This is a genomic window from Stenotrophomonas maltophilia group sp. Smal32, assembly GCF_030237085.1.
Classification (GTDB): domain Bacteria; phylum Pseudomonadota; class Gammaproteobacteria; order Xanthomonadales; family Xanthomonadaceae; genus Stenotrophomonas; species Stenotrophomonas maltophilia_Q.
The window spans coordinates 1-16,350 of record NZ_JASJSI010000012.1; the positions used below are offsets into that span (position 1 = coordinate 1).

The 16,350-nt window shown below is 62.3% G+C and carries 17 protein-coding genes and 1 pseudogene; 10 read left to right on the forward strand and 8 right to left on the reverse strand.

Annotated elements, in window-relative coordinates; all coding sequences use genetic code 11:
- The 5 genes and pseudogenes from QRO91_RS04630 to QRO91_RS04645 form a co-directional block, all read left to right on the forward strand.
- The coding region (locus QRO91_RS04630; protein WP_285310296.1) for a hypothetical protein at positions 1-253 on the forward strand (253 nt) is incomplete at its 5' end.
- Positions 254-257: 4 nt separating this feature from the next.
- Positions 258-1,274, forward strand: a complete 1,017-nt coding sequence (locus QRO91_RS04635) for a TRAFAC clade GTPase domain-containing protein (RefSeq protein ID WP_197650079.1) — start codon at positions 258-260, stop codon at positions 1,272-1,274.
- On the forward strand, positions 1,274-2,137 hold the full coding sequence (locus tag QRO91_RS04640) for a TRAFAC clade GTPase domain-containing protein (protein ID WP_197650080.1): 864 nt from the start codon (positions 1,274-1,276) through the stop codon (positions 2,135-2,137). Before QRO91_RS04635 ends, QRO91_RS04640 begins: the two co-directional genes overlap by 1 nt.
- A pseudogene (locus QRO91_RS22565) lies at positions 2,137-2,436 on the forward strand (hypothetical protein); the annotation flags it as partial. The gene QRO91_RS04640 and the pseudogene QRO91_RS22565, both read left to right, overlap by 1 nt.
- A 123-nt stretch (positions 2,437-2,559) precedes the next feature.
- Positions 2,560-4,143, forward strand: a complete 1,584-nt coding sequence (locus QRO91_RS04645) for a hypothetical protein (protein WP_197650081.1) — start codon at positions 2,560-2,562, stop codon at positions 4,141-4,143.
- Between the two features lie 285 nt (positions 4,144-4,428).
- Here the strand turns inward: QRO91_RS04645 and QRO91_RS04650 are convergent, their stop codons facing one another.
- Positions 4,429-4,785, reverse strand: a complete 357-nt coding sequence (locus QRO91_RS04650; protein WP_197650082.1) for a hypothetical protein — start codon at positions 4,783-4,785, stop codon at positions 4,429-4,431.
- A gap of 544 nt (positions 4,786-5,329) precedes the next feature.
- Entirely contained in the window at positions 5,330-6,247 is a 918-nt protein-coding gene (locus QRO91_RS04655) for a LysR family transcriptional regulator (RefSeq protein WP_197650083.1), read from the reverse strand.
- A gap of 96 nt (positions 6,248-6,343) precedes the next feature.
- Between QRO91_RS04655 and QRO91_RS04660 the strand changes: the two genes are divergently transcribed.
- From QRO91_RS04660 to QRO91_RS04670, 3 genes are all read left to right on the forward strand, one after another.
- A complete protein-coding gene (locus QRO91_RS04660; RefSeq protein WP_197650084.1) occupies positions 6,344-7,183 on the forward strand; it encodes a type 1 glutamine amidotransferase domain-containing protein in 840 nt (279 codons plus the stop codon).
- Between the two features lie 98 nt (positions 7,184-7,281).
- Positions 7,282-8,019 (forward strand): hypothetical protein, encoded by a 738-nt coding sequence (locus QRO91_RS04665; protein WP_197650085.1) that lies wholly within the window; start codon positions 7,282-7,284, stop codon positions 8,017-8,019.
- A 79-nt stretch (positions 8,020-8,098) separates the two neighbouring features.
- Positions 8,099-8,578, forward strand: a complete 480-nt coding sequence (locus QRO91_RS04670) for a hypothetical protein (protein WP_285310297.1) — start codon at positions 8,099-8,101, stop codon at positions 8,576-8,578.
- Positions 8,579-8,667: 89 nt separating this feature from the next.
- Here the strand turns inward: QRO91_RS04670 and QRO91_RS04675 are convergent, their stop codons facing one another.
- Positions 8,668-11,877 carry a zeta toxin family protein gene (locus QRO91_RS04675; protein WP_285310298.1) on the reverse strand — a complete coding sequence of 1,070 codons (3,210 nt, stop codon included), beginning with the start codon at positions 11,875-11,877 and terminating at the stop codon, positions 8,668-8,670.
- Entirely contained in the window at positions 11,874-12,215 is a 342-nt protein-coding gene (locus QRO91_RS04680; RefSeq protein WP_143572903.1) for a hypothetical protein, read from the reverse strand. The genes QRO91_RS04675 and QRO91_RS04680 overlap by 4 nt, the downstream gene beginning before the upstream one ends.
- A 229-nt stretch (positions 12,216-12,444) precedes the next feature.
- Here QRO91_RS04680 and QRO91_RS04685 point away from each other — a divergent pair, with 229 nt between their 5' ends.
- Together QRO91_RS04685 and QRO91_RS04690 are read left to right on the forward strand one after the other, a co-directional pair.
- Entirely contained in the window at positions 12,445-12,924 is a 480-nt protein-coding gene (locus QRO91_RS04685) for a tetratricopeptide repeat protein (protein WP_197650086.1), read from the forward strand.
- 61 nt (positions 12,925-12,985) lie between these two features.
- The gene (locus tag QRO91_RS04690; protein WP_197650120.1) at positions 12,986-13,768 is read left to right on the forward strand and encodes a 3-hydroxybutyrate dehydrogenase; all 783 of its coding nucleotides are present in this window, start codon (positions 12,986-12,988) and stop codon (positions 13,766-13,768) included.
- On the opposite strand, the gene QRO91_RS04695 is transcribed toward QRO91_RS04690, so the two are convergent.
- The 4 genes from QRO91_RS04695 to QRO91_RS04710 all read right to left on the reverse strand — a co-directional run bounded on the left by QRO91_RS04695 (position 13,765) and on the right by QRO91_RS04710 (position 16,279).
- Positions 13,765-14,529: a hypothetical protein gene (locus tag QRO91_RS04695; protein ID WP_197650087.1), complete on the reverse strand. Its 765-nt coding sequence runs from the start codon at positions 14,527-14,529 to the stop codon at positions 13,765-13,767. The genes QRO91_RS04690 and QRO91_RS04695 overlap by 4 nt on opposite strands.
- A gap of 97 nt (positions 14,530-14,626) precedes the next feature.
- Positions 14,627-15,004, reverse strand: a complete 378-nt coding sequence (locus tag QRO91_RS04700) for a DUF4180 domain-containing protein (RefSeq protein ID WP_100443603.1) — start codon at positions 15,002-15,004, stop codon at positions 14,627-14,629.
- On the reverse strand, positions 14,997-15,863 hold the full coding sequence (locus tag QRO91_RS04705) for an alpha/beta fold hydrolase (protein WP_197650088.1): 867 nt from the start codon (positions 15,861-15,863) through the stop codon (positions 14,997-14,999). The genes QRO91_RS04700 and QRO91_RS04705 overlap by 8 nt, the downstream gene beginning before the upstream one ends.
- Positions 15,860-16,279 (reverse strand): helix-turn-helix domain-containing protein, encoded by a 420-nt coding sequence (locus QRO91_RS04710; protein WP_049429144.1) that lies wholly within the window; start codon positions 16,277-16,279, stop codon positions 15,860-15,862. The genes QRO91_RS04705 and QRO91_RS04710 overlap by 4 nt, the downstream gene beginning before the upstream one ends.
- Positions 16,280-16,350: the final 71 nt, after the last annotated feature.

The following is a 16,350-nucleotide window of genomic DNA, read 5'->3' on the forward strand; positions in this document are numbered from 1 at the left end:
GGTCAGACTCATCGACGCTGTCAATACCGTGGACGCTGCATGGGCGAAGTCGGTATCTACTTCGCAGCTCGTATCACCTGCAACGACGCCGATCCATTTCGCACTGGAGCAGCGCTCTGAGATGGGTTCCACAGATGCATGGCAGGCCGGTTGGTCGAGTCTTACTGGGCTCTCACTGGAGGCTCAGCTTCCGTCTTCCAAGCTGGCAGAGCTTTTCTATCGTGAGCACATCTTCCTGAACGTGGAGTCCTGAGAAAATGTCGGGGCAAACTGCACGCTGCGCCAATGCCGAGTGCAAATTTGACGAGGATGGGCGCTGCGTTGAAGGCTTTGCGCTGGATGAGTGTCCTCACGTGTCGATGCTGGATGTTGAGGCTATTAAGGAAGTCTATGAGCCGGACTCTCGACGCGAAGAAGCGAAGGTCCTTCCACTCCCCCTTGGTGAGACGCTTGCCCGCACTGATGCTTCTAGTCTGCAGCGGCGGAGATCATCATGCGCTGTCGGCATCGTCGCGCCAAATGACGCCGGCAAGACGAGCTTAATTGCGAGCGTCTACGATCTTCTCCAGAGTGGCCCGATCGACGGCTTTGGTTTTGCGGGATCTTCGACATTGGTCGGCTTCGAGAAGGTATGCCACAACGCTCGAACCTCTTCGCGAAGAGACATGCCGCATATGGAGCGTACCAGTGCGGGCGCAGATGCAACGTTCTTTCATCTCGATCTCCGGCCCAAGGAGGGCGAGCTTGTATCGCTCTTCATCGCTGACCGCTCGGGCGAAGACTATCTGGCGGTAGCCGATGATCTTGGGCGTTCTTCGGGTCTCTTTGAACTTCGGCGCGCCGACGTGCTGACAGTACTTGTGAACGGTGAGCATCTCGCCTCTTCCGCGCATCGTCACGAGACAATGGCAATCACCTCGCAGATGGTTGGTGCACTTGTTGAGGCTGGTGCGGTTCGACGCGGGTGTCGGTTGGCTGTTGTCCTTACTAAGCAGGATATCGTGTTGGCATCAGCCCATTCGGCGCGGGTTAGTGGCGACTTCACCAATCTCTTCGATGGAATCATGGAAGACTACAACGCCTACTTCGGTGAGATTGAGTCATTTGTCATCGCGGCGTCTCCGCGGAACATTGTGGATGTCCAGAGAGGGTTGGGCGTAGACAGGCTCCTTCGTTTTTGGCTGCGCCCTGCCGTGAGCCCGCCACCGGCAGACCCGAGTCGGAACCAGAGCACTCGCTTGATGGACCTTCTCGACATCGTGGAGGCAAAGTAATGAACGAGGCGGCTTCTGACGTCGCGATTATTGGTCTGCCTGGATCGGGAAAGACCACTCTACTGGCCGCCGTATGGCACATGGTGCGGGAGAAAGGCGCCTCAACTAGTCTGACCTTCGCGGGCCTGAACCAAGGAAACTACGAACATTTGAATTCGCTCGCCAAACGATGGCGGTCGGGAAAGCGTCAGCAGCGGACCCAGCTTGCCGGCACAAGGTCCGTTAGCATGCGATTAAGTGACGGCGCCGGACGTATCGTCGAAGTTTCATTTCCTGACTCCCCGGGCGAAGAGTTTAGTCGCATGTGGGAGCGGCGGGAGTTAGATGAAATGATGCGTGCGACTTTGCTCGCACCAGCCATCGTGCTCGTCGTAAATGGGGACATGATCCGCTTCCCCGTGTGGATCGCCGAGCAGAACGCGATTCAGGCTAGGATTGGCCTTGCGCCTGAAGCAGCCGAGGCAGTCGACTGGAGGGCGGAACTTGCCCCGACGCAAGTCCAAGTCGTGGAGCTCCTTCAATTTCTTATGTCGGGTACCTTAGATGTCGGAGCTCGCAAGCTAGCCGTTCTAATTACCGCGTGGGATGTAGTGGAAGGAGAGGGCATGGAACCCGAGGAGGTGCTGAGTGTTCACTTGCCGCTTCTCGACCAATATCTGAGAAACGCTCGTGATCCGTGGACCTGGCGGGTGTGGGGATTGAGCGCGCAAGGGGGAGTATATGAGGACGCCGACTCTAATGAGGTATTGCCTGAAACCGAGGCTCTGCGTGAGCTCGGCAGGCCTTCTGACAGGATAAAGGTGACTGATGGGAAGGTAGCCAGCACCGATATCACGGCTCCATTGGACTGGCTGATCCGATAATGTCACGGAAGATTCACCAAGTTCTCCACGGCTACAGTGACGGACACAGGATGATCGCCGGCTCGATGTCACTGTCTAGTGCTGAAGCTCGCACTATGGTTGTGATGAGCGATCTCTCAGGTGCCGGCGTTCGGCCTGGGCCATCGGGCTATCTTACGGGCTACCCGCTGGACGGAAGCGGTCGTTACGTGCTGGCCAGGACTTGGGCTGCCCCAGAGATGCCGCGACCTGGCTGCGTCTGGACGCATTCGCTCATAGTCGAGAATACCGATCTCGCGACGCTCACCTCGAGTGACGACCTACTCGCGGCGTTTCGGCGCCCATCGAAGTTGGATTCTAAGGAAGGCTACGCGGCACCAATTGAATTGCCTGCAGGGCCGCTCCGGCCGCCGAAAGTACGCGGTCATCGCGCTCGAACTATCTTGAACGCCGTCTACGCTGCTTCTACACAGCAAGTAATAGCTATTGCAGAAGACACCGCCGAGGATGAAGATCTCCTCTTCGCGATATGGATGCAGCAATGGCCAAGACTGCGTCGAACTTTTGGCTTTTGCACGTTGGCCGGTATGGATCGCTCCAGCAAGGGAGTTCGACTTGACGTCCAGCTTGTCCCAGATCTCGATCGCAGCGCGAGATCTCGTTTTCCGGGAGCGGTTCTGCCGCAGGATATCGAATGCGAAAACGCGCTGGCTGTGCTCGTTCGTGATCTTGAAGGATTGGATGAGACGAAGTTGCGCGAGTTCCTGAGAAGGGCGGGCGGCGATGTTGATGGTGGCCGCCAGGCAATGCTCCCTCTCTGTCGCTTGCACAGCGCCCTTTTCTCAGGGGACCGCCCCGACCTCATAGCGGCGATCGATGCTCTTGATGGACTCGGCAAGAGTCAAGCCCGGTCCGTTCGCTCGATGGTGGTCAAGTACGCAATTGAAGAGATTGACCAGCTTGATGAGAAGGTCTTCGACTTTGTAGTTGAGGCGATGAAGGAAGGTGCGGTATCGAGGGACGCGCATGTGTCTGTTAATGCCTTCACCTCTCTCTGGCGCAGGTCACCAAGCAGATTCTTCACCATTATTGATGCGAAGGTCGATCTCACTGAGCAATTGATGGATTTACTACTTTCGATGACTGCGGAGGACCTTATCCTGGGCTTAGAGTCCAATCCGGAGCTCAGTTCGCGAGTAGCTTCCGTGCGGCCGGATTTAATGGAGAGCGCAGATTTCTGGCGTGGTAAACAGGCAGATTTGGATCTTCTTGAGCGAATTGGGGACGATCAGGTTCCTCTGGTAGTCCCTGCGCTGATCGAGGCCGGCATCGAGGCTGCCCCTTCGATCATGATCTCACGCATGAACAGCGGGACGCTGGCTTCCATTATCGGACGGATAAGCGGGCCATTGCTTGAGGTGTGGTTGAGAGAGCTCGCGAGCGATCCAGACAGAGTGGCGACAGTGCTGTCTTCGGGTGGAATATCGCGGCGTGAGGTGCTGGTAGCGCTTGCGAAGTTTCTTAATCCCGATTCTGTGCCGAACGAGCTCGGTGAAGATCCTTGGGTTATGGCAACGCGGGGCGCTCGCGGTCGCCTTGACCAAATCGAGGAAGACTTCTTCTCAGCTTTTCTCATGTCGAGAGCTCTCGGCCCCAGCTCTCGCTCCCGCTCCGAGCTTGTTCATCAATCCTATGAAGCTGTCTATCGTGCATTGGAGCGAGGGCGGCTGCCTTGGGAGGCAGAGAGGCTGGTGACCGATCGGTTAAACTGGGGGGGCTTGTTTGGCTGGAGCAATTGCTCGCGTTTGAGGGACACCGTTGTCGATCTGTTCGTCAGCAATCACCTAGATCCTGGTGTATTTGGGCGACTGGCAGACGAGGGACGCCTCGCGTTGTCGCTGATTGATGAGGCTGCCCGAAGTCCGCGCGGTCGACGATATCTGGACGAAGTCCGTAGTGCGCTAAAGGATGCGCAGGAAAAGGCGTTCAGGGCTCGGGCGGATTACATTTCAAAGAAACTAAACTAGTCTTCCGTTTCTGAGCGCGTAGCGCGGAATAGTTAAGGGGTATGCAGACGTTCGAAATTATTCGCGATCTGCAGAATAGAGGTTGGTTTCCGTAACGATCGCCGGCTGAGTGGGATGTCGAAGTCGTTGGCTGCAAGGGTAGGAAGCCTATGCGGTGCGGGCCGACGATGGAGAAAAACCATTGTGGATTTGCTGTTCGAGGTGTATTGGGCCGCCTAGCGTACGCGAATAGCTTATGTGGGGAAGGGCGGTGGTCAGTCGCCCTGTCTCGTGGGGCTTGCAGCCCTAGTCCGGCCTAACCTCCCGACACGCCCACTCAACCAGCCCCCGGCAAGCTAGGAACAGCCCATCGACCACCCCCTCATCCAAATGCCGCTCTGGCTCCGCTGCCACCCTGCAGCGGTCGGCGGCGTGCAGTAGTTCCAGCACTGTCAGCAGCCCCACCAACGCGCGCTCGGTCTTCGCAAGGCTCACGCGGCGGCCGGGTGACACATCGGTTTCTGGCCAGGGCAGCCCGTCGGCGCCCTCACCCGCGCGAATGCGCTTGAGGATGCCGAGCAGGGAGTTCAGGTCGGGCAGGGGAGTGTCGTCGTTGATGGGTTCAACAACGGTGTACGAAGAGAAGGTGTCGGATTCGTGCATGGCGTCGGCTTCCGTGGCTGTGCTTAACAGCGCCACCGCGAAGAGGTGGCGGACGGTGCGGGTTCCAAACCGGGACAGACAGTTGTCAATAACCGGCGGGTCCGAAGACCCCCACGCACCGCCCGCCATAAAGGCCGACGGATTGCCCGCCGGCACCGGTTAAGGACGGTGCCGACGGGCAAGCGTAAACAACTATCTGTCTCGGGTTTGGACGCCCGCTGCCACCCGTTGTCGGTGGCACGTCATGGTGTTTACGCAGCCGCTTCGAATGCCAATAGAAATTCGCGAAGGAATCGCGGAATCCGAGAGCGAAGAACTATTGTTGCACGCACCATTCATGCAGCACGCGACGCGAGCAGACGCATTCGCGCAGCTACTCTGCTGATGGCGAATCAAAGTGGCGCAATCGCCCACGCCACAAGCGAATAGGGCGACAGCCTTCTTTGCAACAGTTCTTAGTGAGCCTTGCCAAGCAACGGCGCGCGACCAGCCGCACACCCCGAAAATCGGTTCAATCCCGACAACGCCAGCGAGCCTTGGGGCTTCAGCCAGCGCGATCCTCACCCGCATTCCCCACCAACAACTCAATCATCGCCCGCGCCGCCGCCGACTGCCGCCGATGCGGCGCATAGATCACCGAGAACGGCCGCGACCGCCCCCGCAGCTGCGGTAGCACTTCCACCAGCTCCCCGCGCTGCAACCGCTCGCGCACGATGAACTCATAGCTCTGGCAGATGCCAATACCCTGTTCGGCCAGCGACACCACGCCCAGCACATCGTCGGAGGTCTCGATGGAGGAGCGCGGCAGCCAGTCCACGTCGTGACCGCCGTCGCGGAAGATCCACGGCGCAAGTCGCCCAGTTCGCGGCATCACGAACGGCAGGCACAGGTGCCGCTGCAGGTCGTCCAGCGTCTGCGGCGTACCCCGGCGCTGCAGGTACTCCGGCGCGGCCACCAGCAGCAGTGGGGCGTCCTCCAACTTGCGCGCCACCAGCCCGCTGTCCGGCAGCTGGCCCAGGCGGATGGCCAGGTCGAAGCCTTCGGCCACCAGGTCCACGTTGCGGTTGGTGATGTTCAGTTCCACCTGCACCTGCGGGTACTGCTGCGCAAAGCGCGCCAGCACGGGCGGCAGCCGGTAGTGGCCATAGGTGGTGGGCACGCTCAGGCGCACGCGGCCGGCCAGCGCACCATCCTGGGCCAGTACGTCGCGCTCGGCGTCGTCCAGCAGGCCGAAGGCGGTGCGCACCTGTTCCAGATAGAGCCGCCCGGCGTCGGTCAGACCCACGCGCCGGGTGGTCCGCTGCAGCAGTTGCCGGCCCAGCCGCGCTTCCAGGCGGGTGACCGCGCGGCTCAGCACCGAGGGCGTGGTGGACAGCGCCACCGCGCCGGCCGTGAACGAGCCGTGCTCGACCACCGCCAGGAACACCTCCACATCGCCCAGGTAGTCGAACTTGCGGCTCATTTGGCTCTCCGGGGAACAGATGTTTTGCGATGCGGCCAATTTATCGCCGCTGGGGCGATGAATAAAGTGGCGGCCATTCCCCGATAGGAGCTCCCCATGAACCTGATGACCCGGCTGGCCGCAGCGCTGGCCCTGACCCTGGCCGCCAGCGGCGCGCATGCCGCCAACGTGCTGGTGGTGCTGTCCGACGAAAACCACCTGGACCTGAAGGACGGCAAGGTGCTGTCCACCGGCTTCTATCTCAACGAGTTGATGCAGCCGGTCAAGCTGCTGCTGGACGCGGGCCACGAAGTGACCTTCGCCACGCCGCAGGGGCGGGCGCCGACCGTGGACGCGTCCTCGGTGACGCCGGCCTACTTCGGCAACGATGCCGCGCAGCTGCAACTGCACAAGGAACTGCTGGAGAAACTGGCGCTGACCTCGCCGACGGCCTCGCCGGTGGTCAGCCTGGCGCGCATTGAGCAGCAGGGCTACGCGCGGTTCGATGCGGTCTACATTCCCGGTGGCCACGCGCCGATGCAGGACCTGCTGAAGAGCCCGGCGCTGGGCCGGCTGCTGGCCGACTTCCACCAGCGCAACAAGACCACGGCGCTGGTCTGCCACGGGCCGATCGCGCTGCTGTCCACGCTGCCGGATGCGGGTGGTTTTGTGGAGAAACTGGAAGCGGGGGTGACGCCGGCTACGCCGAAGTGGATCTACAGCGGCTACCAGATGACGGTGATCAGCAACCAGGAAGAAGAGCAGGCCAAGCCAATGTTGGGTGGCGGTGAGATGAAGTTCTACCCGCAGACCGCGTTGCAGCGGGCGGGTGCGAAGTTCAGCAGCAACACCACGCCGTGGACCGGGCATGTGGTGGTGGACCGCGAGCTGATTACCGGGCAGAACCCGGCCTCGGCGTTGGAGGTGGGGCAGCGGTTGGTGGAGCGGTTGAAGTAGGGCGGGTTCTGCACCGCATGCGGCGCCGTGGCACCATGGCGGACTGGTTTCGTCCTTCGGGGCGGGGCCGGTTTTCCAGGGAAGCCAATCACTACGACATGCGAACGTCCATCCGCTTCATTCTCTCCGCCCTGTGCCTTGGCCTGCTGTCTGGCTGCGCCAGCGGGCCGGACTACCACCATTCCAATCGCGAGATTACCGGCGCGTTCGTGGCCAACGACGGCAAGCTGTACCTGCTGCCGGTCTATGACGAGCCGATGCGCTTCGACGCCGCGCCGTTCCGTGATTACCGCGCCTTGATGGACAGCCCGCTGCGCGAGGCGGTGGTCTGCGCGCAGCTGTACTTCCGTGAGGACTGGCGCGTGCCGGCCGACAGGACCAAGGTGCATGGCAGCTACGCGCTGCTGCTGCGGCCGGAGCAGGTGACGCCGGAACAGGCGGCGCAGTTCAAGCTGGAGCGGTTGGAGATCAGCCCGCGGGTGGCCAAGGCCATCGCTGCGTTGACGCGCCAGCCGTACATCCTTGAAGCCCGGACCCGCTACGAACTGGCGGCCAACCCGGACTGCAATCTTTCCAGGCAGGGCGGTAGCTACTACAGCGCGCTGTTCGAGAGTGACGGCGAACGGGTGACGTTGCCGGATGCCGCGGTGCTGGCCGCGAAGGCGAAGCTGCCGCAGTCGATCACCGCACGGGCTGAGCGGATCCGGCCGGACGATACGGACAAGCCGGGGGTTGGAACGGCGGCCGGGAAGGTGCTGGGTGCAGCGTTGGTGCCGGTGGCGGTTCCGGTGTTTGTGTTGAGCCTGCCGTTTTTGGGGCCGGATCATTGGAAGTGAAAGGGCGTTGAGGGAGAGTCATCCACGCACGGCGTGGATCTACTTGGGCATCGCCTGAACGTTCATCCTGGAGGTCTGTGTGCCAAGCACGCTGGAAACTGTTTTGAAGACTTTAGGCTTCATTGTCGTTGCGGCGCTTCCGTTGTTGACCCTTTGGTTCATCCTTCGGCGAATGTCAGCTAGCGCGCGTTCTGCGTTGGGATCAGAGCTGCGATTGAGTTCCCCTCGCCGGATTTCCGGCACGTCCATGACCCTGGTGATGGTGGATGGAAAAGAGGATCGGGAGCACTATTTCTTTGATACAGAATCCTTCTACCTGCGGCGTGGGCCGGTGCCTACGGCCGTTCCGCTCTCGCAGATCACCTCAGTCACACGAACGTCCGACAGGATCTACGGGCGCTATGTCTGGCAGGTGTGCTTCAGCAAGGCATCGGGCAGAAAGTGCGTTACGTTCACCAACAACCTGACGCTGTTCAACCGCGATTTCCTGCTCTTCCTGGAGGCGGTGCGGAAGGCCAATCCGCTGGCGACCGTTGAGCGGGCGGGTCTGTTCTTCTGATTGTGCGGCGATATCAGTGGCGCCGATTGGCAAACAGAGGGGCCAGGAGGGTGGGTTGTTGTGAATGATCTCGCACGTGTCTGACCCACTCAGCCCATGCTGGCGGCGCGGATCTGGATATCCTGCTGCACGCGCTGATCTTCCAGTTGCTGCTCAAGCTGGTTGGCGATGGCGCGCTGCTGCGCTTCGCGGCTGACGGCGTCGAACTGCTGCATGGATTCTTCCACCGTGGTCTGCGCAGCCAGTTCGGTCGGCATTGCTGCGCGCTGGTGTGCCGGGTCGCTGGGCTCGCCCTGCACCACGAACAGGGTGTGACCGGCCGGTTTGTCTGCCGTGGCGTTGCTCAGCAGTACGTGGTCCACGCGATCCAGATCGTTGTCCTTGGCCAACACCAGCAGGCTGGCAGTCATGCGCTCGCTGGCTTCGTCGAAGGTGCGGCCGTGCTTTGCATCCAACGTGGCTACGCCTTCGCGCACCTGCTGGTAGAGGGCGTGATCGGGATGCTCAGGCTGGGTAGGCAGCAGGGGTGCGGGCGGCGCTTCGGGTTCTTGCTGGGCCGTTGCGCTTGAGGGTGGTGCCTGCGGTGCTTCCACGGGTGGTGGCGCGTAAGGAAGCTCGTGCTCCGAAACCTTGGGCGCGGCGTCTGTTATCAGCGGGGGCGCAGCGGGCTCGGCTGCTGCGAGGGTGGCTGGAACGTCTGACTCCGGCTGGATCTGCGCTGGCGTCGCTTCGGCTTCGTGGAGGCGAGCAGCAACCGGCGCGGCTTCAGCCACTTCGGTCTGGATCGGCGGGGCCGGGGAGTGGGTGTGAGCCGCAACGGGCTCCTGCGCAGGAGCGGGATGCCCGACATCCGACGTAGGTAACGCACTCACTTCTGGCTGCGCGGGAGATCGCTCAGCGGAGGGAATGCCGGGTGACGGCACAGGGGCTGCCGGCATCGGGTGCGCAGGAGGATTTGCCTCGGTATGCGCTTGCCGCTCGCTTGACTCATCCGGTGCAGGTTGCGTTGCAGCGGCCGCGATCGGCTCCCGTCGTGGTGCTTCGCGGCGAGCCGGTTCCTGCACGGATTCCACACGATCCGAAGGCGTCGGCGCTGCAGGCGCAGGAGCGCGATGCTCCTGTACCAAGGGTGATGTGTTGGGCGACAGTGCAGCGCGTTCAACGCTGTGCGCATCGATCACGGCTTGTGGCGTCAGCCGTTCTTCGGCGTGCTCGCCGCGAACCTCAGCCACGGCAGCGGCGGCAACCTGCTGCGCTTGCGGTGCAGCGACACCCAGTCGATTGGCTTCCTGCATGGCCTGGTCACGGGCTTCGCGTTCGTTGACGGTCAGTGCCTCGATACTGCGTTCGTGGGCGCCGGGTACCGGCGCCTCCATCTGTTGGATGGCGCGGATCTGCGGATAGGTTCGGTTCAACTCGTCGCGGATGTTGCCCTCGGCGAGCGAATCGTAGATCCAGCCGTCATGCAGCCATTCGCCGTCGCCCTGTTGCTGATAGGTGCGTCCATCGGATGCCAGTACGTGATCGGGATGGTCTTGGGCCCAGATCACTTCATCCGGAATAGCTCCGTACTGGGACCAGCCTTGGGCGGTGTAGGCCTGCTCGTACTGCTTGGCAAAGGCCGCCGAGCTACGGGCGGCGTTGAAGGCCATGATGCCCTGTGCGGCGTCATCAAGCTGGGCAGCCTTGGTGGCGTCGGCTACTTCGACCGTGGTGTTCTTGATGCCGTGTTCGAGGACCTGATGGACGACCTCGCGCCGCCATTCGCCGGTTTCTGGATTGCGCTCCCAGGAGCGTGGCAGTGCGCTGGGCGTATCGCTGGCATCGCCGGCGATGCTGAAGGGATTGATCGGTTGATCCGGCGCGGACAGCCGCAGCCCGACGGCCCGGCTTGAGGCCTGGTAGTTCAGTTGCTGGGTCAATTCGGCGTCGGCCGTGAGCAGTGTAGACGCGCCGTAGATCGGGCGATCGGCCAGGGTGCCGACGGTGCCGATGATCTCCCGCTCGCTGTGCGTCCAGCCCTTTTCGGGATGCGCCGGGTCAAACGTCCAGACCCTACCGGTGCTGTCTGCCTGGTTGTTGATCTGGTACTTCTCGATCCAGTCGACGATCTCACTGCCACCCCAGGCGCCTAACCCGCCACCAATGATGCCGGTGACAATGGCACCAGGGCCGGATTCGATGCCCAGCAGCGTACCGACCTTGGCGCCCACCACTGCGCCGGTCCAACCGCCGACGCTGCGTGCTCCGAAGTCCAGCAGCGCGGCTTCCGCGCCCGTCCGGTTGTCGCGTGCGTACAGGTCGGCGATCCTTGTTCCTTCCGTCGCGGCTTCAACGACCGTCGCTGCGGCGCCACCGATGACGGCGCCCCGCACCATGTTTGGACGCACGCGGATGGTGTGGTCGATGACGCGTGCTTCCTGGATGTTGGGTGTAATGCCTTCAACAACCTTGAGCGTTGCGCGCTCATCGAAAACGGCTGCCGCTGTTGGTGGACTGACCTTGTCGTTGAGGGGCAGGGTGTCCCCAAGCTCGGCGTGCCAGCGGCCTTGTGCGCGCCAGCCATCGCGCAATGATTGGGTGATTCGAGGGTCTTTCAGCCGAGCTTCGCGTTCGGCTTCCAGTGCTGCGCCCGGCAGGCGGGTATCGGCATAACTGTCGTAGACCTGAGCGCCTTCGCGTCCGTAGAGCCGAATCTGGATGCCGGTCTCGGCCTGGACCTTGTCCAGATTGCCGGGCCGGGCATCGTAAACGTGTTTGCGTACATCTTCGGGGACGTAGCGGCCGAAGCCTTCGTCGTCCAGCTTGTCAGTAAACCTTCGGTCGACACCAAGCTCGCTTTCCAACCGATGTGCGACAACTCCCCGAATCTCCACTTCGTAGCCCTTGGCCTGGAGATTCTTGATCAGATTAACTGCGGCGTCGCCATTTCCTAGTGTCGTATCGAGGATGAGATTCCTGTGGCCCTCGACTGCCAGGGATCGCAGCTCTTTTGCCCATTGGCTGGCATCGCTGTGAGTATGCCCTGACCAGGTGTATGGGTGCTGCTGGACAAGCTGCGGAGCGTCACGGTGCATCTCCCGCAGCGCGTCGGGATCGATGGGAATGGCATCACCAGCAAGCTCTCGAATCGCAGCACCGGCAACCCCGCTCTTACCTGCGCCTGGCTGTCCAGCGAGTACAATTGCCTTGGGGCGCTCCTGAGGAGTGGTACTGTCCAGACCACTATGGGGAAGCACCTTTTCCGCAAACACCTGCGCATGCGCCTGGGGCGCGAGGCTCCAATCGGCTGAACTCAACGCTCTAGCTCCTGAAAATAGGAGTACATCGACTCATCTCCTATCCATTGGCTTTGTAGGCGCGCCCTAAGCATTAACCGTTCTTTTTCAAGTGCATTGGCAATATCCTGGGGATTCCCAGCCGCTTCGGCAGCGGCAAGCTCACTCCGTGCCTCCATGATGAACGTTCCGAGCCTGCCTTCCAATGCAGAGATCGCGTCGTCGAACGGCATTAAAGGAATCTGTCGTGATCGTTCGGCTGATCGATTCAGTACTTCCTGCAGTCGTTCGATATGTTCCGGATAGTCCTTGAGCATTTCCCGGAGTTTGGCTGGAACGGGCGGAGAGGAAAGGGTCAAGATTGTCACCTTTTGGGCAGATCCACGTAGATTCGAGAGTATCCCCACATGCCCTGGTGGGTCCAATGCTATTTGCGACAACGTATAAGCAAATGGGTTGTGTCGATTTGGCCCACGAGTCAGATCATTGGGTCGCCATTCCTCGTGGGCTGGAGGAATGTACGGCATTGCGCATGCATAATCCCAATGGGGCGAACGGATGCCCGCGAATAGGAAGGACACCTGCGCCATGACGAACATGCCAACCCAGCTCACGACCGACTTCGATGCGGTGCTCGACCGTGGTGACATTGCCCAGGCGCGGCGGCTGTTGGCCCCGCAGCTTGCACGCGGGTGCGCCGAAGCGTTGTTCCTCTCTTCTTCGATGCCTGTGGGGGAGGACGACGCACATGCCGAGGCTGACAGCTTTGCGACCCTCAAGCGAGCCGCAGAGAAGGGCTATATCCCGGCAATCTATGCGGTAGGGCTGTGCCTGCTGACCGGTGACCGCGTCGAGCAGGATGTCATGCGGGCGGCCGCGCATTTTGAGCGCGCATCGGAGGCCGGCTATCCGTCGGCCATGTACGAGTTTGGCCTGGCGTTGTTCCATGGCAAGGGAGTCGCCAGCGACGTGCCGCGTGCGGTGTACCTGATCCGCGCTTCGGCGCAGGGCGGGAATGAGTACGCCAGGGAGTTCCTGTTGGCGTATTCATTGGACGTTGACGCGTAGGAAGTGGGTGCGGCGGACGGTGACGCTACACTGGTGGCCCATGCCCGATGGAAGCTCCCCCATGTTCTCTGGAAAGGTTGCGGTGGTTACCGGTTCCACTAGTGGTATCGGTCTTGGCATTGCGACCGCGCTGGCGCGGCAAGGTGCCGATATCGTGCTGAACGGCTTCGGCGATGCGGCGGAAATCGAACGCATCCGTTCCAAACTGGAAGCCGAGTTCGGCGTGCGCGTGGCGCATGACGGCGCCGATCTTTCCCGTGGCGAGGCAGTGCGCTGGATGATTGAGCTTGCCGTCGCGACGATGGGGCGCATCGACATCCTGGTAAATAACGCAGGCATCCAGCACACGGCGTCGATCGAGGAGTTCCCGGTCGAGAAGTGGGATGCGATCCTGGCGCTGAATCTGTCGGCGGTGTTCCATGCCACGGCAGCGGCCTTGCCCCACATGAAGCGGCAGGGCGCCGGCCGCATCATCAACATTGCATCGGTACACGGGCTGGTAGGCTCGGTGAACAAGTCGGCCTATGTGGCAGCCAAGCATGGCGTGATCGGGTTCACCAAGGTGACCGCGCTGGAGAATGCGGGCACCGGCATTACCGCCAATGCGATCTGCCCGGGCTGGGTGCGAACGGCGCTGGTCGAGCAGCAGATCACCGCGTTGGCCGAGCGCGAGGGCACGGATCAGGAAACCGCCGCGCGCGCGCTGTTGGCCGAGAAGCAGCCGTCGTTGCAGTTTGTGACGCCCGAGCAGCTGGGCGGGATGGTGGTGTTCCTGGCCTCGGACGCTGCGGCACAGATTACCGGCACGGCGCTGCCGGTGGATGGGGGCTGGACGGCGCGCTAGTTTGCCGGCTGCGCTTTGCGCTGCAACATCGGCAGTGCCACCAGTGTGGCGAGAATGGTGAACAGCACCAGCGACGAGCCTACCGTGCCGAAGCCCAGGCCGCCCTTTTCCAGCGGCTTGGTGAGCAGGTCGCCGAAGGTGGCGCCGAACGGGCGGGTGAGCACGAAGGCGATCCAGAACAGGATGACCCGGTTGATGCCCTTGATGCGGCTGGCCAGTGCGGTGAGCGCGATGAGGCTGCCGATCAGCAGTGCGCCGCCGGTGAAGCCCAGCCCGGAATCGTCGGCGAGGAAGTCACCCAGCGCGGTGCCCAGCGTGTTGGAGAACAGCACGGCGGTCCAGTAGAAGCCTTCGGCGCGGCGCGATGCGATGTTGCTGACCGAGATCGACTTCTCCGACACGCGCCAGGCCAGCAACACCAGCGCCAAGCAGCCGGCCAGCAGGCTGGCGCCGGTGGCGTAGCCCAGGCCAAGCGTGCGGTCTAGCAGGTCGGAGATGGTGGTTCCAGCGGTGCTGGTCGCCAGCACCACCGACCAGAACAGCACAGGATGGAAGCGCCGTGCCGACAACTGCATGCCCAGCAGGCCGGCAAAGATCGTCAGCAGGATGGCCGAGCTGGTCACGTAGCCCAGGTTGAGCGTCATCGACAGCAGATCGCCCGCAGTCTCGCCGAGGGTGGTGGCGGCAATCTTCATCACCCAGAAGCCAAGGGTGACCGCCGCCACTTTGCTGTGCAGGGAATCTGCGTCTGAAGCACTCATCGAACGTCGCCTGGGGAGCCTGCCGGCGATGCTGTGGCGGGCGCCGTCGGAGTGCAGTCGGAACCGGGTTCGGTGAGGGTGAGCGTGGGGTTGGCGTTCAGCCCGCGCTGGCGGGGGCCGAAAGGCGAGCCAGCAGAGCATCCCAATCGGCCACGAAGCAGCCATCGCGACCACGGTTGCATTCGGTGATCCACGCGTCCAGCGATTCACTCTGTGCGCGGTAGCCGCTGACATCGCCCAGCACGGCGAAGCGCAGGCGGTAGTTCACCAGCATCTGCAGCCATTGCCCGGCCGTGCCGGAGCGCAGCTCGAAGAAGTCTGCCGAAAGGCGCTGCACCGGCACGGCAATCCACTCGGCCTGATGCCCAAGGGCGTCGCCGACCAGATCGCGCAGGCCGTTGGCATCGAGTGCGGGGCCCTGCGGCTCGATGCGCAGGAGGCGGGTGGTGCCGATGTGTTCAATGGAATCATTCATGCTGGAGGTTCTGCAGTTGACGCAGCCGGGCGAGGATGTCTTCGCGCAGGCCGGGGATGTAGTGATAGGCGTCTGCGAGCAGGGTGACATCCGCCGTCGGGACGAGCCGTTTCATGCGTTCGGCGGCGGCAGGGGTGTCGATGAGGGCATCACGCGCGCCCATGACAAGGGCTACCGGCGGATGCAACGCAGCCAGCCGCTCGTCGCTGATGGGGGGAATGCGCAGCGGACGTGGCCGAACCTCGGCACGGATCAATGCCAACAGGTCGAGCAGCGGCTGCGCACGTGCAGGTGCATGTAGTGGCGCGGGACCCATGACCGCACGGCGAAGGCGCTCGCGTCCCCATCGGCCAAGCAGCAACAGTGGCAGCGCCTTGAGCAGGAATGCACGCTGGCGCCCGATACCCGAGGGGCTGAACAGGACCAGTGCGTTGACCCGGGCAGGCCTTCGCAGCGCGTAGTCCAGTGCCAGGAAGCCGCCGAACGACAGGCCCACGAATGCTGCACTTTCCACGCCGAGTGCGTCGAGGACATCATCCAGCCATTGCGCATGCGCATCGCTGTCCAGCGCAGGTTGCGTGCCTTCGCTGAGGCCCGGTTCGCCAATGATGTCGACGGCATGCACGCGGTAGTGCTCGCTCCAACGTTCAGCATCGAACATCCAGCTGGCGGCATTGCTGAGGGTGCCATGCAGCAGCACCAGGGCAGGGCCGTGTTCCGGGCCGCAGCTGACCACAAATGTGGAACCGGCACGGGTGGCGAGATGGTGCGATTCGTGTGGTCCCGGCCAGTCCGAAAGCACCTGGCGGTAGGCGGCAAGTACGTGCTGCGTGGGAATGCCGGGGCGCTGCCGCTTCATGCGCTGCGGTCCTGCAGCAGACGCTGCAGGCTGACCAGCAGCGCCGTGGAACCTGCCAGGCCACCGATCACGATCAGCTTGAGCACATCGTGCTCAGGCGAATAGATCGTCTCCATGCGCAGCGGCTCATCGTCGGCCTCGCGGCCGGTGACGCGCGCATGCAGGGCACGGGCCAGGTCGGCGGCACGTGTCGCACCGCATCCGGGAATGTCCACCACGGTGGTGAGCTGTGGGCACGCAGCGGAGGGCTCACGCACGGTGCCGGTGAACACGTCGAGGTCTTCGGCGGTGATGCGATAGGACTTGCCGATGCGGGTCGCGCGCAGTTGGCCGCTACGGATATGCCGCAGGACGGTTTTGGGGTGCAGGCTGAGCTGCTGGGCAGCCTGATCGACGGTTAGCAACGCGGGGGACATAACGGAACTCGAGAACCATGTGCTCCCTATTGTTCCATGAAATGCAATTATTGGGAGCGATTTGGCGTTTT

What these genes read in the sequence shown, in the direction of transcription:
- QRO91_RS04650 (WP_197650082.1), bottom strand. Translation starts at nt 4,785, where the DNA reads ATGCACGAATCCGACACCTTCTCTTCGTACACCGTTGTTGAACCCATC.
- QRO91_RS04700 (WP_100443603.1), bottom strand. Translation starts at nt 15,004, where the DNA reads ATGAATGATTCCATTGAACACATCGGCACCACCCGCCTCCTGCGCATC.
- QRO91_RS04635 (WP_197650079.1), top strand. Translation starts at nt 258, where the DNA reads ATGTCGGGGCAAACTGCACGCTGCGCCAATGCCGAGTGCAAATTTGAC.
- QRO91_RS04690 (WP_197650120.1), top strand. Translation starts at nt 12,986, where the DNA reads ATGTTCTCTGGAAAGGTTGCGGTGGTTACCGGTTCCACTAGTGGTATC.
- QRO91_RS04705 (WP_197650088.1), bottom strand. Translation starts at nt 15,863, where the DNA reads ATGAAGCGGCAGCGCCCCGGCATTCCCACGCAGCACGTACTTGCCGCC.
- QRO91_RS04640 (WP_197650080.1), top strand. Translation starts at nt 1,274, where the DNA reads ATGAACGAGGCGGCTTCTGACGTCGCGATTATTGGTCTGCCTGGATCG.
- QRO91_RS04660 (WP_197650084.1), top strand. Translation starts at nt 6,344, where the DNA reads ATGAACCTGATGACCCGGCTGGCCGCAGCGCTGGCCCTGACCCTGGCC.
- QRO91_RS04685 (WP_197650086.1), top strand. Translation starts at nt 12,445, where the DNA reads ATGACGAACATGCCAACCCAGCTCACGACCGACTTCGATGCGGTGCTC.
- QRO91_RS04655 (WP_197650083.1), bottom strand. Translation starts at nt 6,247, where the DNA reads ATGAGCCGCAAGTTCGACTACCTGGGCGATGTGGAGGTGTTCCTGGCG.
- QRO91_RS04695 (WP_197650087.1), bottom strand. Translation starts at nt 14,529, where the DNA reads ATGAGTGCTTCAGACGCAGATTCCCTGCACAGCAAAGTGGCGGCGGTC.
- QRO91_RS04710 (WP_049429144.1), bottom strand. Translation starts at nt 16,279, where the DNA reads ATGTCCCCCGCGTTGCTAACCGTCGATCAGGCTGCCCAGCAGCTCAGC.
- QRO91_RS04665 (WP_197650085.1), top strand. Translation starts at nt 7,282, where the DNA reads ATGCGAACGTCCATCCGCTTCATTCTCTCCGCCCTGTGCCTTGGCCTG.